The sequence below is a fragment of the Acinetobacter sp. NIPH 2699 genome (assembly GCF_022549355.1).
Lineage (GTDB): Bacteria > Pseudomonadota > Gammaproteobacteria > Pseudomonadales > Moraxellaceae > Acinetobacter.
The window spans coordinates 132,978-147,950 of sequence record NZ_JAKZGL010000002.1 but is presented as its reverse complement, the minus strand read 5'-3'; the positions used below and the strand labels follow the sequence as shown (position 1 = coordinate 147,950).

The following is a 14,973-nucleotide window of genomic DNA, read 5'->3' as shown; positions in this document are numbered from 1 at the left end:
TATTCAACCCTTGTGGCAACTATAAAACTTCTCTATCTTTAAGCAAAAGATTTTGTGCATTGGATGCGTTTATGCTCACCCATTTAACTTTAATTAATTTTGCACTCGCCGACCACCTCGCTTTAGATATTGAACAAGGTTTTAATGTACTTACTGGTGAAACTGGTGCAGGTAAATCATTATTGTTAGATGCATTGTCAGCTTGTTTAGGTGAACGTACAGACACCCATTATGTCCGCTATGGGGCGGATAAAGCTGATGTGACTGCCGTATTTAGTTATCAACCCGAAAGTGCTGAAGCCTCTTGGTTGAAAGAACATGAACTGGATGATGACACAGGTGAAATTCATTTAAGACGTGTGGTTTTTGCCACTGGTCGAAGTAAAGCATGGATTAATGGACGACCAAGTAGTTTAACTGAGCTGAAAGAAATTGGTCGTTTGCTGGTACAACTTTATAGCCAACATAGCCAACAACAATTACTTGAGCCGCCTTATCCTAAACATTGGTTAGATCGTTATAGTAACTTTGCAGAGCCAGCCAACGCTGTACGTCAGGCTTATGCAACTTGGCAAAAAAACATTCAACAACATCAAGCTGCTTTAGATGCGCAAACAACACGTATTCAAAGAATACAAACGCTCGAATCCCAGCTCGAAGAACTCGAAGAAGTCATTCAAACGGATTATCGTGACACTGAACAAGAATTTGATCGTCTGAGCCATCATGAACACATCATGCAAGACTGTGGTTCTAGCTTAAATGTGCTAGATGAAGCCGAACAAAATATCACCCAAGAACTTGCATCTATCATCCGTCGTTTGGAATCTCACGCAGGGCGTAGTGAACAACTTTCTAGTATTTATAATTCATTATTGAATGCGCAAAGTGAAATAGATGATGCCACGGCGAGCTTACGTCAATTTATTGACCGACAAAGCTTTGATCCTGAGCGGATGGAACAGCTCAATGCCACTTTAGAGATTTTCCATCGACTTGCACGTAAGTATCGTACCCAACCTGAACAACTCAAACAGGAATACGAAACTTGGCAACAAGAGCTGCAACAGCTACATCATCTTGAAGATCCAGAAACCTTGGCTGAACAAGTTGAGCTTTCATATCAAGCGTTTATGCAGAAAGCACAACATTTAGATGAGATTCGTCGTGCAGCAGCCATTCCATTGGCAAAACAACTGATTGAACAAGTCAAACCACTTGCCTTACCTGAAGCCTATTTTGAGTTTAAGTTCGAACCTTTAACGCCAGCCAATGCTGAAGGTTTAAGTGCTATTCAACTGTTATTTACTGCCAATAAAGGCATCCCACCGCAACCGCTGGCACGCGTGGCATCAGGTGGTGAGCTGTCGCGTATCGCGTTGGTCATGCAAGTCATGAATGCTGAAAAAACCGAAGCTGAAGTACTGGTATTTGATGAAATTGATGTCGGGATTAGCGGAGGAACGGCAGAAGTGGTTGGTCGCCTCCTTGCTGATTTGGCACAACATGTTCAGTTACTGTGTATTACCCATCAAGCGCAAGTGGCAGCACAATCTGACCAGCATCTCTTAGTGAAGAAGCAACAAACTGATCCTGCCAGCAGCACCATCATTGAACTGGATGAGGCACAACGCATTTTGGAACTTGCACGTATGTCTGGTGGTGTTGAAATTAGTGAAACCACCTTACAGCATGCCAAACAATTACGTCAGCTCAAGTTTCAATCGACCTAAGTTCTGCAACAAAATATCAGAAAATGATTGGCGAAATCCGATTAACTCTTGTATGTTGATAAAAAGAACCTATATAGGGTCTGTTGGCATTTCACAAATACTTGCGCCAGATGGAATGTCAACAGACCCTCGATAAATCAACAGAATATTTTGATGGAGAACCACCTAGGTGACGAAACAATATTTAACTCATCGTTGTCTAATTGCTCCACCAGACATGGCAGATGACTTTTTTGCAAACACAGTCATTTATGTTGCTCGCCATGATGAAGACGGCGCTCAAGGCATTGTTATCAATCGCCCTTCTGACCTACAAATCAAAGAATTGCTCAATGATTTAGAGATTGATGCCGACAATGTACAACCCCATGCAGTTTTGCAAGGTGGACCTTTACGTCCTGAGGCTGGCTTTGTCCTACATACCGGTCAACCGACATGGCATTCATCAATCGCGGTGGGTGAAAATGTTTGTATCACCACCAGTAAAGATATCTTGGACGCGATCGCACACAATGAAGGGGTTGGTCGTTATCAAATTGCATTGGGTTATGCGAGTTGGAGCAAAAATCAACTTGAGGAAGAAATGGCTCGGGGTGATTGGCTGATTTGCGACTCAGATATGGATTTGATTTTTAATTTACCCTATGACGACCGTTGGGACGCGGCCTACAAAAAAATTGGGGTAGATCGTACGTGGTTTGCTTCCGAGATTGGTCATGCCTGATTTAAACACTGCTCAATCCATTATGGCTTTTGACTTTGGTACCAAAAAAATGGGCATTGCGATTGGTCAGTCGAGTATCGAAAGCACCAACCCTCTCCCTCTATTCATCATGAAAGATGGCATTCCTGACTGGAATCAGTTATTGAAACTGGTCAAAGAATGGCAACCCAATCTTTTTTTAGTGGGTTTGCCACTGAACATGGATGATAGTGAGTCAGAACTTTCTGCACGTGCCCGCAAATTTGCACGACGCTTACGCCATCAAACCAACATTGAAACATGGATGGTCGATGAACGCTTAACCACTCGAGAAGCACGAGAAGAACTTGAATTTTATCAAGAGCGAGGTCGCGCCAAGCGCATATCTGCGGATAGTTTTGCGGCTGCGTTGCTGATTCAAAGTTGGTATCGAGATCCTACTGGAGTTACGCCTTAAATCATTTCTCAATAATTCTAACCGTTGCCGTACGTCCAGACACAAAAGCCAGCGGATTCTGAGGTTGTTCATCTAATACGATTTTAACAGGTACACGTTGTGCTAAACGCACCCAACTAAAGGTTGGATTCACGTTAGCCAGTAGGTTAGAACTACCTGAACGCTCACGATCCTCAATCCCTGTTGCCACGCCTTGAACATGCCCCTGAATCTGTTGACGATCACCCATGAGTTGAACCGTTGCGTGATCGCCAACATGGATGCGATTTAATTTGGTTTCTTCAAAATACCCCACCACATAAAGCTGATGCCGATCAAGTAAAGCGGCAACGGCTTGACCCACGTTGACATAACTCCCGACACGCAAATCAAAATTTGATAAGGTTCCATCCGCAGGCGCAACCACTTCCGAGCGATGTAAATTCAATTGAGCTAAATGCAAACTACTTTGAGCAACGTCAATCAACGCTTGTTGTTGTTGAATGGCTGCATTGGACTGTTCAATACTTGCAACCAGTTGCTCGCGTTCTGCCACAGCTTGATCACGGCTTGCAAACACTTGATCCTGCTCTTGCTTGGAAATCGCGCCATCCATGAGGCTGGCATATCGCGCCGCATTCTTTTCAGCCAAATTCATAGTGGCTTCGGTTTTGACTAAATTTGCTTTAGAGCCCGCCAAATTCGCATGGGCTTGAGCCAGACCAGCCTTGGCTTTGGCTAAATCAGACTTGGCTTGCTCAACATCAAGTGCCTGACGTGCAACATCAATTTTAAAAAGCACCTGCCCCTTTTTCACAGTTTGGTTATCTTGGACCAAGACCTCCGTGACTAGACCATTGACATCTGATGCAACCTGAATCACATCCCCTCGCACACGACCATCTCGCGTCCACGGGGCTGCATTATAGTAATTCCATAAATGCACGACCGCATAAACCGCGATCACCATCGCAACGAGTAAGACCATAGGACGTATGACTTTTCGCACATCAAATGCATTCATGTTAATTACCTTTAGTACGTATTTTTAAATCAATAAATTTCAAACTGAGCGTTTATTAACAGCGTTTAGACCCACAACCATACAAATAGCCCATGTACCAGTAACAACAATGCTAAGTAAAAACATAGATTGAAAATACTCGGCAGTGCGATCCAGCCCTTGATGATCAATCGATCCACCCATGGACTGAACAGCTTAAACAAGACATAAGCGACGATGGCTTGCACCAAAAGAATGGGGATATAAATGCCATAAAGATTAATTTCACCCATGTGACACTCCTACGCCTAACATTGCTAAATCCAGCTTGTCTGTTGAAATATGACCAATGCTTTCACAAATATTATTCAGAGAAATCAATAGTCGTTGCTGTAATTGCGCATCTTCAATCTGCTGAGCAATGCGATGAAGTACATTCACTTGTTGCACAATTTGGATTGAAAAATGATGCAATGAACCTTGTTTCTCTTGGGCTTGGAAATATTGAGTTAACTGCTGTTGTAATACTGCAACTTCAGTTTGCAGTGTGGGGAGCTGTGGCAGCTTTTGGCTAATTTCCTGTAAACGAACCAGATCAACAATCGAACTACTCTCAATCAATGCATTCTGAATCGCTGTTTTAATCTCAGGATTTTGCACCAACTTAGTATTTAGGATACCCACGCGATCTAACATACTGCGTAAATGGATTTTAAAATCACTGCCATACGACATACTGATTGCCTGTCGCATCGCTTGGTAATGTAAAGCCAAAATACGTGTCGCACTGGTATCCGGCGAAACTGCACGGACCAAATCAATGACGATCAGCGAAACCAACACCCCCAAGATCATGGCAAAGGAACTATCCAGATAAGAAACTGCATCCATCGTATATTGGTTATGCAGATTTAAACCCATCATGGTATTGATCCCAAGGACCATGCCAATCGGCATCAGCATTTGATTGGCCATCATGGTCACAGCCACAAGGAACATTGGAAACAACACCAAAGCCAATTGCCAAAAGTGTGTAACATGCGGAAAAATACCAAAGGCATATAAAAACACCAGACCCGCAGAGAAAATACTGCCCCAAATGAAAATCCGCAAAACAGGTACAGGATTATCCAAAGCAGTCAAAATACAAGCCGTCACCGCTCCCATTTGCGCCATCATAAACCCAGCTTTCCAACCTGAAAGAATCCATGCGCCAGTCACAATAAAGGTGATCAGCACAGCACTGATCCCCCCACGAACAGCGATACCATGATCACGATGTAAACTTGGATACTTGGTGGTAATCGCGGTAATTTCGACGGGGATCTCTTTGTTCCCCTGCTGAATTTGCTGCCAAATTAGCTTTACCGCCAAAATATTGGCAATAAAATGACGAACATCCATTTTTAATGCAGCCAATACAATTTGCTGTTCAGAGCTTGCCATCGCCATCAGTTCAACGAAATCCTGCTCAAAACCGCTCGGTAAGGTCTGTAAATCGCTCGGTGTTAACAACTGTTCCTGCTTTAAAAATGCCAAACTATGCTGATGAATGAGATCTAAGTGTGGTGCAAGATTGGCCATCTGCATTTTTTTAAGTTGTTTCACACGTTGGGACAATGCGACAAGATTCGCGACCACTAACGAAACCTGATGCAACATTTCCTGCAAAGGTTTGGTCATCCCCCTCAACTCGCCTTTTTCATAGGCCAAATGCACCGCCAACGCATGAATGTCCGAAGCATCACGCGTGATCACAGATAGAATTTGCGTATCATCTTCAGAGCTTGCCTGAACAGTCATTAGATTCTTAAAGGTGCTTTCCAGATCACTTAAGGTTTTATTGACACGCTGCTTAATCATTGCGCCAACATGAACAGGGAGAATTGTTGCCGAAACCACCGCTGATGCAATCACACCGATTGAAATTTCTAATACTCGCGCCAATGCAATATCAAAAATATTGTAGGTATCGATATATGTAATCGCGTTATAAACAATCATTGCAGTTGAATAGCCCGCCAACATAAACACATAACTACGTGGCGTACGATCAAGCAATGAAACATATAAAGCGAAACCCACCCATAAAGACAAAATAATGGTGAATAACCAAGGCGTATTAATAAAATGCGGGGTTAACAATAAGGCAATGATTGCCCCAACCACAGTTCCCACTAAACGATAAACACATTTTGACGACACCATGCCTGAATATGGATTGGCAATAATCAACACCGTACCAATCGACCACATTGGATTAATTAAATCGAGTTCAAATGAAATAAACAGTGCCAGCATACCTGCCACAAAGGTTTTACAGGCAAAAATAAGGTCCAGTCGGCTCGGTCTAAAAGCCAACAACTGTTTAAATAACATGAACGTGTCTCAATTCTGAGTCAGTCTTCTCACGGGTATTCTTTCAACCACATAAATTTATGTGACGACGAATTCAACTGACTTGGGTATGTCCAAATCAGTGTGATATGAGCAAAGCTGATGATGGGGAATAATGCACAATGCTTAGCGGTTTCTAGGATATTTATTCTAAAAACAATTATCCAAATAAGACATTGTGTGGTTAATTTTTCCAAAACAAAGCCAAATAGTCAACATAAATTATCACTATTTGATAATTTTTCAATTTAATTTAAAATTATCTCACTAAAGGTGATCTTGTTTCTCAAAGTAGTACTTACTTGATTAATCCATCGTGCTCAGATTTAAAAGCCCATACACGAAGCAAGGCTTTTCTGTTATAAAACAATAAAAGTTTGATTTTCACGTTATTTTTAAGGAGTAGATGCCCCATCATGGCAATTTCGAGTTTTGGTAAGATTCTCACTGTACTGGATCTATTCTCAGTTTCACGCCCAATTATCAATGTCGATATCATTTGTGATGAGCTTGGTCTATCCAAACCTACCGCCTATCGTTATCTTAAAGAACTGGTTGCGACCGATATGCTGAAACGTATTAGTGGCACTTCAGGTGACTACACTTTAGGGTCTAAAATCGCGGTTTTAGACTATATATCGCATAGCACTGATCCTTTAGTCCAAATTAGTATTCCATTTATGCGGGATATTGTAGAGAAAACCGAACTTTGCTGTTTGCTGACCTATTTAAATCATGACTATTGCATTGATTTACATCATGAAACCTACAAAGAATCAGAGTTATTATCCTTCGGCCGTGGTTGTCCACGCCCTGTCTATATTGGCGCATCACCTAAAATCGTCATTGCACATTTAACCAAACAACGTATACAGGCTTACTACCAACAGTTCAGCCATGAGCTTGCTCAGGTCGGATTTGCACAAAACTTAGATGAACTTGTTCAACAGATGCGAAAAATCAAGAAACAAGGCTTTTATCTATCACAAGGTGAGATTGATCCACTGGTTTGCGGTCTTTCAGTACCGATTCGTTTTTCAAGCAAAGAAGCACCGATTGCCCTCACTTTAGTGGCATCAAAAAAGCGTTTTGACTTTCTCAATATTCAAAAACTGATTGAGATTCTGCAAAACAATGCTGCTCATATTGAACTTAAGTTTGCAACGCTTTCAGACAGTCAGCTCAGCTAAATTCGAGAATATAAAAAACATTTACATTTTTAACCGTTGTAAAAATCAATAAATTCTCATATTATGATTATGTTCTTCAGCATTCTCTCTAAAAGAGTATGTTTCCTCAGAGAACTAAGCTTATCCTTGTGATGGGCTTTTTTCTTGTCTTGCTTTTCATACAACCAATAAAAAGCCCTCCATCAGGAAGGCTTAAGAATTTTGCAGCGGATCAATAAAAAATCTGTTTTAAGGTTGTTTCAAATATGGCCACGCAGCTTTGAGATAGATAAACATTGACCATAATGTCAAAATAACCGCAGCATAAAGCAAAGCATAGGCCCACATTTCCAGTGGTTTCCAATTCAACAAAAACACACTAATCGCGATCATTTGAAAAGCGGTCTTATACTTGCCTACGGTTGAAACCGCAACATTGGTCCGCGCACCAAGTTCAGCCATCCACTCACGCAAAGCAGATACGGTAATTTCACGGGAAATAATCACAATTGCAGCGAATGCCATAGATATCGTAGGTTGCCATTGCACCAATACAATTAATGCGGCAGCAACCATCAACTTATCTGCAACGGGATCAAGAAATCGCCCAAAAGCTGAACTTTGATCTAAAGTTCTCGCCAAATAGCCATCAAACCAGTCTGTGAGCGCAGCAATTACAAATATTGCTGTCAGCACCATATGGCGCAGCATTCCCCCATGGTGTTCAGCGCCAATGGCGGGTGGCCAATAAGCGATGACCAAAAATACTGGTATTAGAGCAATACGCGCCAAAGTTAAGATATTGGGAATGTTCAGGATTTGCCCTGTACTCATAAACACCGCCATGTTGTTCGCGTCAAATTTGCATATTGCACAAAGGATGTACCGAGATTGTATCCATCTGTAAGCAACTTTATACGAAATATAGCCCAATGTCGATTAGGCAAAAACAGCAACGGTCTGTCTCAACACTGCAATAAGCTGGTTTTCTTGATCCCACACATAAGCATATTCCGTTGAATAGCCCTGATGAGCAAACTCAGTCACCACTTTATATTTAAACCAATCCTGAACTTGATGTGCAATTGGACTGAGATACGTAATCTGCCATGTCAATGAACTGGCGGGTGCTGGAGTCTTAAACATCGGTAATACGCCAGGGGGCCAGACATCCATTAATGCAAATAAATCTGCAAGTTGCATATCACGATTTGGATGTAAGCTAGGTGCAAAACGACTCCAACCACCAAAGTCTGGCACTTTACTGCCTGCCATTGGATAGCTTCCCTCTGCCCAACACAGTTCAAATTGTTGTAAGCATTCAGGCATCAAGCCTTCGAGATAGAAAGTTTTTTCCAATTGGTCTGCCGTCGGATAATCAGGAACTTGTGGCAAATTACGCACATGAATACGAGACTCGCGCTGTGAACCAAAACTTGCAACTAAAATACTTTGCACCGCATCATCTTGCCACAAACGTACTTCCAAGCTTGTGACCGATTTTCCCTGTCTTAGAATCTCAGCACTCAGTTTTGCTCGCCCTTGTTGTACTGGGCCAACGAAAGTGATATTACAGCTTAAAAGTTGTTTTGCTGCATCATTCACCACACTCATGGCTTTTTGAATCATTAAGCCTGCAACTAAACCACCAAATACCGTCCGACCTTGTAGCCATCCCGATGGAATATCAATCCATTCTTGTTGTTCTACCTGCTGATATAACGAAAGCAATGACATTATTTTTCCCTTAAACTTCAGAACATCCTATCTTTGAATGTTTTGACCGATTTGTGAATGATCATTGACCCATCAATCCGTGAAAGATTTGGTCACTCAGTTGAAATCCGAAACTTATAATTGATCTAAACGAAGTTCTAATGGTGTTCCAAGCCAAGTTGCATACACCGTATGCGCTAGAATTTCATTCTCAAGAATTGGATGAATGAGAACAGAAAAACCCAGACATTTTTGAGTCAGTACTTGCTGTACATAAATCGCATCTACATTTTCATATTCGAGCTGGAACATCGGCTTTGGTAATGGACCTACCGCACGACATAATAACCTGCCAACAAAAATTCGCTCTGGGAAAATGTGTAATAGCTGTTCTCTTAAACGTATCGCGGCTTGTTCATGATCTAGGTCAAAGAAAATATGAGCATGGTATTGCATGATTTAATCCGACTTACTCATGCAAAATTTTATAAATGGTGCGTGCCATGACTTCACCTAAGCCTTGTACCAGCGTGAGTTCCTTTTCAGATGCCCTCAGCACACCTTGTATCCCACCAAAATGCGTCAGTAGATCACGACGACGTTTAGGACCTAGCCCTGGAATCGCCTCCAAGACTGAACTACTGCGGCGTTTATCGCGCTTCGCTCGATGCTTGGTAATCGCAAAGCGATGCGCTTCATCACGGACCTGTTGAATCAAATGCAAAGCCTTATGATCTTCTGCCAACTGGAGTTTAGTACCATCCGTAAAATGTAGCGTTTCCAAGCCAGCTTTACGCCCCTCACCTTTAGACACACCGATCATAAAAGCATCCAATTCTAATTCTTGCATCACCTCCATTGCCATATGTAATTGGCCTTTGCCCCCATCAATGAGGAGCAGATCAGGCAATATATTTTTCTTATAGCGACGAATCAATGCTTGACGCATAGCGGCATAGTCATCACCGCCCGTGATATCTTGAATCGCGAACTGGCGATAATCCCGCTTTCTCGCACCGCCTTGATCAAACACCACACAGGAAGCAATTGGTGCTTCTCCCATAGTGTGACTAATATCAAAACACTCAATCCGATCAACTGGTCTTCCAACTACCTGTTCAAGTTGATGAAAACGCTCGTTGAGCTCTAGATAATTACTGAGTTTGCCTTTAATCGCATGTTGCACATTCATTTGTGCCAACTCTAGCCACTCCGCACGTGTTTCACGCACCTTATGTTTGATTTGAACTTTCTTATTAAAGGTTTGCTGTAACGCTTCTTCGAGTTGTGGTCGATCAGGCACCTCAATATTCACAATCAACTCAGTCGGCACTTCATCAGCCACCTGAAAATAAAAGTTTGCGATAAAATCACTGAGCATCTGCCCCAAATCATCTCCCAACATATCTGGAAAATAACTTTTTCCCCCAAGCATTCTTCCGTTACGAACATACATGATCTGCACACAAGTTACGCCCGCTTGATAGGCAATCGCCAAAATATCGGCTTCACCTTTAATTTTAAAGACGGCCTGTTGTGCCTGAACCTCACGCAATAAGCCTAAACGATCCCGATAGAACACCGCCTTTTCAAATTCCAAGGCTTCTGCCGCTTGTTCCATTTTTCCAATCAGCTCTTGATTCAGCTCTTTGGTATCGCCTTGTAGAAAACGAATCGAGTTATCGACATCTTCTTTATAGGCTTCAGGGCTAATCAAACCGACACAAGGCGCGGTACAGCGCTTGATTTGATATTGCAGACAGGGACGTTTTCGTTGAGAAAAATAACTATTTTCACACTGCCGCACATTAAACAGTTTTTGTAAGGTTAACAGCGTATCTCGAGCACTATAAGCACTTGGATAAGGTCCAAAAAACTTGCCAATTTGATGTTTGCCTTTGCCACGTCCACTCGCAATCCGCGGATAAGGTTTATCTGCTGAGACAAAGATATAGACATAAGACTTATCATCGCGCAGCATAATGTTATACGGCGGATGGTGCAGTTTGATGAGATTTTGTTCCAGTAATAAAGCTTCTGTTTCTGAACGAACAATCAACGTTTCAATGTCATAAATACGTGCCACAAGCGCTTGTGTTTTAGGATGCTCAATGGTTTTCACAAAATAGCTGGATACACGATTTTTTAAATTTTTTGCCTTCCCCACATACAATAACTCACCCTCTTTGCCTAGCATTTTATAAACACCAGGCAATTGGGTCATATGAGTCAAGATTGTTTCAATGTGTTCACGTGCGTTTGAGTTCACAATAGCTTTTCATGAGCAGAATTAGGTTGATGATGTAGTCTGTGCACCCGAATTTCAAGCCTAACTCAGTGAAATTGATGTGTTGTTCGGTATTGATTAGAATACTCGACCTAAGATTCGATCAACCTGTTTAAATGCTGATTCATTAAAAAAGTCACAGGCCAATACATTATTGGGCTGTGCCGTATTCACCTCTCTTTCATTGTGGAAAAAGCCCCAATGTTCCTTCGCTTGATAACGAATTCTTGTATCCGCTAAATTAAGCTCAGTATTGGGTTGAAAAGCCGTCCACGCGGCATTTTGCCAAACTCCTTGGTTTTGGATATTGCTATCGATACTCACATGAGTAAGGTTTTGTGTTGGATATGACTCAATATAATCTTGGGTACTGAGTTGAACTTGTTTTTGCCAACATGTTGCGCCTGAAGGGAACTTATCTTGTGTAGAAAAAATGAGATTCTGAATAATTTGTAAAGTTACATCACTGATTGATGCTGAAGCAGAGGCTTGATTCATAAAATAACGAATATAGTCAGCTACATTCAGTCCTGATAAATCAACTTTTTGTAATTGATAACTGAGTTTAAAAGATGCTTTTTGCCCAAAATTATAAGGTTCATATTCTAAAACAGAATCATTGAAAATTACTTTTGTTCCAATCAGATATTCGCCTGCTGTATTTTGCGGAGGTAGTATGGTCGATATTTCATCTTTAGTTAAAAGTTACGTAACGCTTCTGTCCGTAATTTCGGCGTTTCCGAGTATGTTAAAGAAAGAATTTTATCTTTATCGACTTGATATACTTTTTTGATTAATGCCTTTGAAGCACGAGCTGACTCAATATCATAGCTATAAAAGCCTTTATTTTTAGGGTCGACCACACCATAAATGTCATCATTTTCTTCTGTGCAAGCAACCAAACTCAATACACTCATACATATCAATAATTGTTTTTTCATTATGTATTCTCATCATTCAAAATCGCATTGATTATCTTATTTTGTACCATTTGATACAACTAGACATTGATTCTAATGGTGCTTCGATGACAATAAAAAAAGCCCTGAAAATCGGTTAAGACTTCAAGGCAGAATATCAATCTCTTTGCTTATCGGTAGCTCATAACTCAGTGGCTACAGCACACCTTTAAATACATAAGGTCGAACAAAAATAAGGAAGAATAAGCCAAGCATGATGAACCATTTCAAAAAGTAATAAAGCTGACGATTTGATTTCTTCAATGCTTTCGCTTTAATACGAATTTGATAGACATAACCGAAGGCTTTATTTAAGCCGCCAGTCTGATCGCCCACTTCATTGGGTGAACTTGCAGCTGTCATCACACTTTTACCAAACCAATGATTAAACTTTTCCATGAAACGCGTTTTTAATGGACGCTCAACATCAGCGAAAAAGATAATACGGTTTTGATCTGTTGTATTCTCTGCATAGTGAATGTAGGTTTCATCAAACACCACACTTTCACCATCACGCCAAGAATAACGCTCACCATCGACATCAATGAAACAGCGATCATCGTTCGGTGTAATCAAACCTAAATGGTAACGCAATGAACCTGCATAAGGATCACGATGGCGCACCAAACGGCTGTCAGGTGCAAGTTCAGTAAACATCGCGGCTTTGATACTTGGCAGTGTTTTTAACAAAGCTGTTGTTTTTGGACAAAATTCTGATGCTGATGGATGTGCAGAGTCATACCATTTCAAATAAAATCGCTTCCAACCCGTTTTAAAGAAAGAATTAAAACCCAAGTCATCATATGTGCTTGATGCTTTAATGCCACCTTTGTCATAAAGCGCTTGCGCTTCATCACGGATCATTTCCCAGTTTTCATCTAGAACTTTTAAGTCCTTAAAATGCTGTGTGTCGATATAGGGTTGATTCGGCACGCTGGAAAACATGTACATTAAATAGTTAACGGGTGCGAATAGCGTTGAATGGTCAAAAAATTGACGATAAAACGAGTGTCTAACTTTACCACGGCGATGAATATACAAAGCCGAAATGATAAAAATCGCTAATATGATCCATTTAATCATATAGTTACTCACTTTTGCGTATTACTTCAAATACAGCAATGAAATGTTAAATTTTAAAAGTGAGAAGATAGTATCAAATTATTAAAAAAAATTCAGATCAAGTTAATATAACGACCATGGACCTCTAAAAACATTAATTTTGAGAGGTCCATATACTCAATATGTTTTAGTTTTTATAAGGCTGCCAATCTAAAGATGGTAAAGTATAGAGTGCTTCTGCAGCTTTTTCGTTATACACATAACAACCAGACTTCAATTGAGCAATCTTTAATTTTGCAGCACGGATCTGTTCCGTCTCACTTACATTTTTTAGATATGTTTCCCAATGTTCAATTTCTTTCTTCGCAGTCCATTCAATGCTACTGGTATAATCAGCTTCATAAGTTTGACCTTGATATTGAACAGCTACACTCTCATTAGCTGAAAAGCCTAAACTTGTGCTGTAAATGGTCGTCCAAGGTACGCCTTGCCACGTTCCTTTGGCCGCTCTATAAGTGAAACCAAATGGGTTATTTGCATTGAGACCAGATAAATACCATTCATTCTCTAGATTAAAATCTACAAAACTCTGTTCAATCATCGTTTTTTGATTGAAAGCAAACGTATCTTGATTCGATTTTCTAGATACCAATCGATAACAAGCACTTCCAGAAGGGAATACCTTATTGCCATGAACATTTAAGAATATCTCAGCATTACCCAAAGTAAACTCATCAAAGCCCAAAGCTCGGTAATTAGGCAATACTGTATCGAACATATTTTTGTTTGCGAGATCAACGCGCTCAAGTTTCCAATCTTCTTTGACATCGCCAATGACATCATATGTCCAACCTGTCATCGAACGAACATTCATCACCTTAGTTGCGATATCAGTCGGTGAATAAAGCTTTTTCTCTGTTAATAAATATGAATTTAATGGTTGATTTGATGCAGAGTCCTTGACTTGTTTATTAAAAATCTCGAATGCACCAAAAGATAAGGTATCACCGATATCCATATCTGTATCTTCAAACTTTGTGACTTCATAGTCCATAAAATAATAACGTGTCCCATTGGAAATAGAGTCCTGCGCTCCATTACCACCTGATGAACTACTATTACTTGAACTATCGCCACCACCTCCACACGCACTTAGCATCAATGGAAGCATTGCCAAAACAACAAATTTAATTTTTAACATAATATTACTTTCTAGAACATTTTTATAACACAAATTTTATCCAAATATACAGAATCAGACAACACTTTCTGTCCAACAATTCATAAAAAAGTCGTACTTTTTTATCATTAATTCAAAAAGAATTAACAACATCAGCACTCCTTATCATTTTTCTACACACTGGCTTTTTTCTAGATAACAGCATTATTTCATCACTCTTTTTTATAACTTGGATTATCCAATAAAGTAACGTGTCTTTATCCATTTAGTACATTTTTCGATCTTTTTATATTTAAATCTGACCTAAGCAACGATCAGTGATCTATTC

General features: G+C 40.5%; 13 protein-coding genes and 1 pseudogene. 4 read left to right on the top strand and 10 right to left on the bottom strand.

The genetic code is table 11. The annotated features are described in order from the left end of the window. Positions 1-71: 71 nt before the first annotated feature. The 3 genes from recN (at position 72) to ruvX (ending at position 2,893) form a co-directional block, all read left to right on the top strand. Complete coding sequence (recN, locus tag MMP72_RS02640; protein WP_241314262.1) at positions 72-1,733, top strand: DNA repair protein RecN; 1,662 nt, start codon at positions 72-74, stop codon at positions 1,731-1,733. 169 nt (positions 1,734-1,902) lie between these two features. Next, the gene (locus tag MMP72_RS02635) at positions 1,903-2,457 is read left to right on the top strand and encodes a YqgE/AlgH family protein (RefSeq protein ID WP_004668352.1); all 555 of its coding nucleotides are present in this window, start codon (positions 1,903-1,905) and stop codon (positions 2,455-2,457) included. Then, positions 2,450-2,893: a Holliday junction resolvase RuvX gene (gene ruvX, locus MMP72_RS02630; RefSeq protein WP_241314260.1), complete on the top strand. Its 444-nt coding sequence runs from the start codon at positions 2,450-2,452 to the stop codon at positions 2,891-2,893. The genes MMP72_RS02635 and ruvX overlap by 8 nt, the downstream gene beginning before the upstream one ends. Position 2,894: 1 nt before the next feature. Here the strand turns inward: ruvX and MMP72_RS02625 are convergent, their stop codons facing one another. The 3 genes from MMP72_RS02625 to MMP72_RS02615 all read right to left on the bottom strand — a co-directional run bounded on the left by MMP72_RS02625 (position 2,895) and on the right by MMP72_RS02615 (position 6,254). Beyond that, the gene (locus MMP72_RS02625) at positions 2,895-3,896 is read right to left on the bottom strand and encodes an HlyD family secretion protein (protein WP_241314258.1); all 1,002 of its coding nucleotides are present in this window, start codon (positions 3,894-3,896) and stop codon (positions 2,895-2,897) included. A gap of 65 nt (positions 3,897-3,961) precedes the next feature. After that, complete coding sequence (locus MMP72_RS02620; RefSeq protein WP_241314255.1) at positions 3,962-4,168, bottom strand: DUF1656 domain-containing protein; 207 nt, start codon at positions 4,166-4,168, stop codon at positions 3,962-3,964. Next, positions 4,161-6,254: an FUSC family protein gene (locus MMP72_RS02615; RefSeq protein WP_241314254.1), complete on the bottom strand. Its 2,094-nt coding sequence runs from the start codon at positions 6,252-6,254 to the stop codon at positions 4,161-4,163. Before MMP72_RS02615 ends, MMP72_RS02620 begins: the two co-directional genes overlap by 8 nt. A gap of 434 nt (positions 6,255-6,688) precedes the next feature. Between MMP72_RS02615 and MMP72_RS02610 the strand changes: the two genes are divergently transcribed. Next, entirely contained in the window at positions 6,689-7,462 is a 774-nt protein-coding gene (locus MMP72_RS02610; protein ID WP_241314252.1) for an IclR family transcriptional regulator C-terminal domain-containing protein, read from the top strand. Between the two features lie 228 nt (positions 7,463-7,690). On the opposite strand, the gene pgsA is transcribed toward MMP72_RS02610, so the two are convergent. The 7 genes and pseudogenes from pgsA to MMP72_RS02575 form a co-directional block, all read right to left on the bottom strand. Then, positions 7,691-8,275: a CDP-diacylglycerol--glycerol-3-phosphate 3-phosphatidyltransferase gene (pgsA, locus tag MMP72_RS02605; protein WP_241314250.1), complete on the bottom strand. Its 585-nt coding sequence runs from the start codon at positions 8,273-8,275 to the stop codon at positions 7,691-7,693. A 105-nt stretch (positions 8,276-8,380) separates the two neighbouring features. Further along, positions 8,381-9,178 carry a thioesterase family protein gene (locus MMP72_RS02600; RefSeq protein WP_241314248.1) on the bottom strand — a complete coding sequence of 266 codons (798 nt, stop codon included), beginning with the start codon at positions 9,176-9,178 and terminating at the stop codon, positions 8,381-8,383. A 114-nt stretch (positions 9,179-9,292) separates the two neighbouring features. Beyond that, a complete protein-coding gene (locus MMP72_RS02595) occupies positions 9,293-9,613 on the bottom strand; it encodes a DOPA 4,5-dioxygenase family protein (protein WP_241314246.1) in 321 nt (106 codons plus the stop codon). Positions 9,614-9,626: 13 nt separating this feature from the next. Next, positions 9,627-11,426 carry an excinuclease ABC subunit UvrC gene (uvrC, locus tag MMP72_RS02590; RefSeq protein ID WP_241314244.1) on the bottom strand — a complete coding sequence of 600 codons (1,800 nt, stop codon included), beginning with the start codon at positions 11,424-11,426 and terminating at the stop codon, positions 9,627-9,629. 96 nt (positions 11,427-11,522) lie between these two features. After that, a pseudogene (locus MMP72_RS02585) lies at positions 11,523-12,385 on the bottom strand (hypothetical protein). Positions 12,386-12,559: 174 nt separating this feature from the next. Next, positions 12,560-13,486 (bottom strand): lipid A hydroxylase LpxO, encoded by a 927-nt coding sequence (gene lpxO, locus MMP72_RS02580; RefSeq protein WP_241314242.1) that lies wholly within the window; start codon positions 13,484-13,486, stop codon positions 12,560-12,562. A gap of 166 nt (positions 13,487-13,652) precedes the next feature. Continuing rightward, entirely contained in the window at positions 13,653-14,666 is a 1,014-nt protein-coding gene (locus MMP72_RS02575) for a hypothetical protein (RefSeq protein ID WP_241314240.1), read from the bottom strand. Positions 14,667-14,973 lie beyond the last annotated feature (307 nt).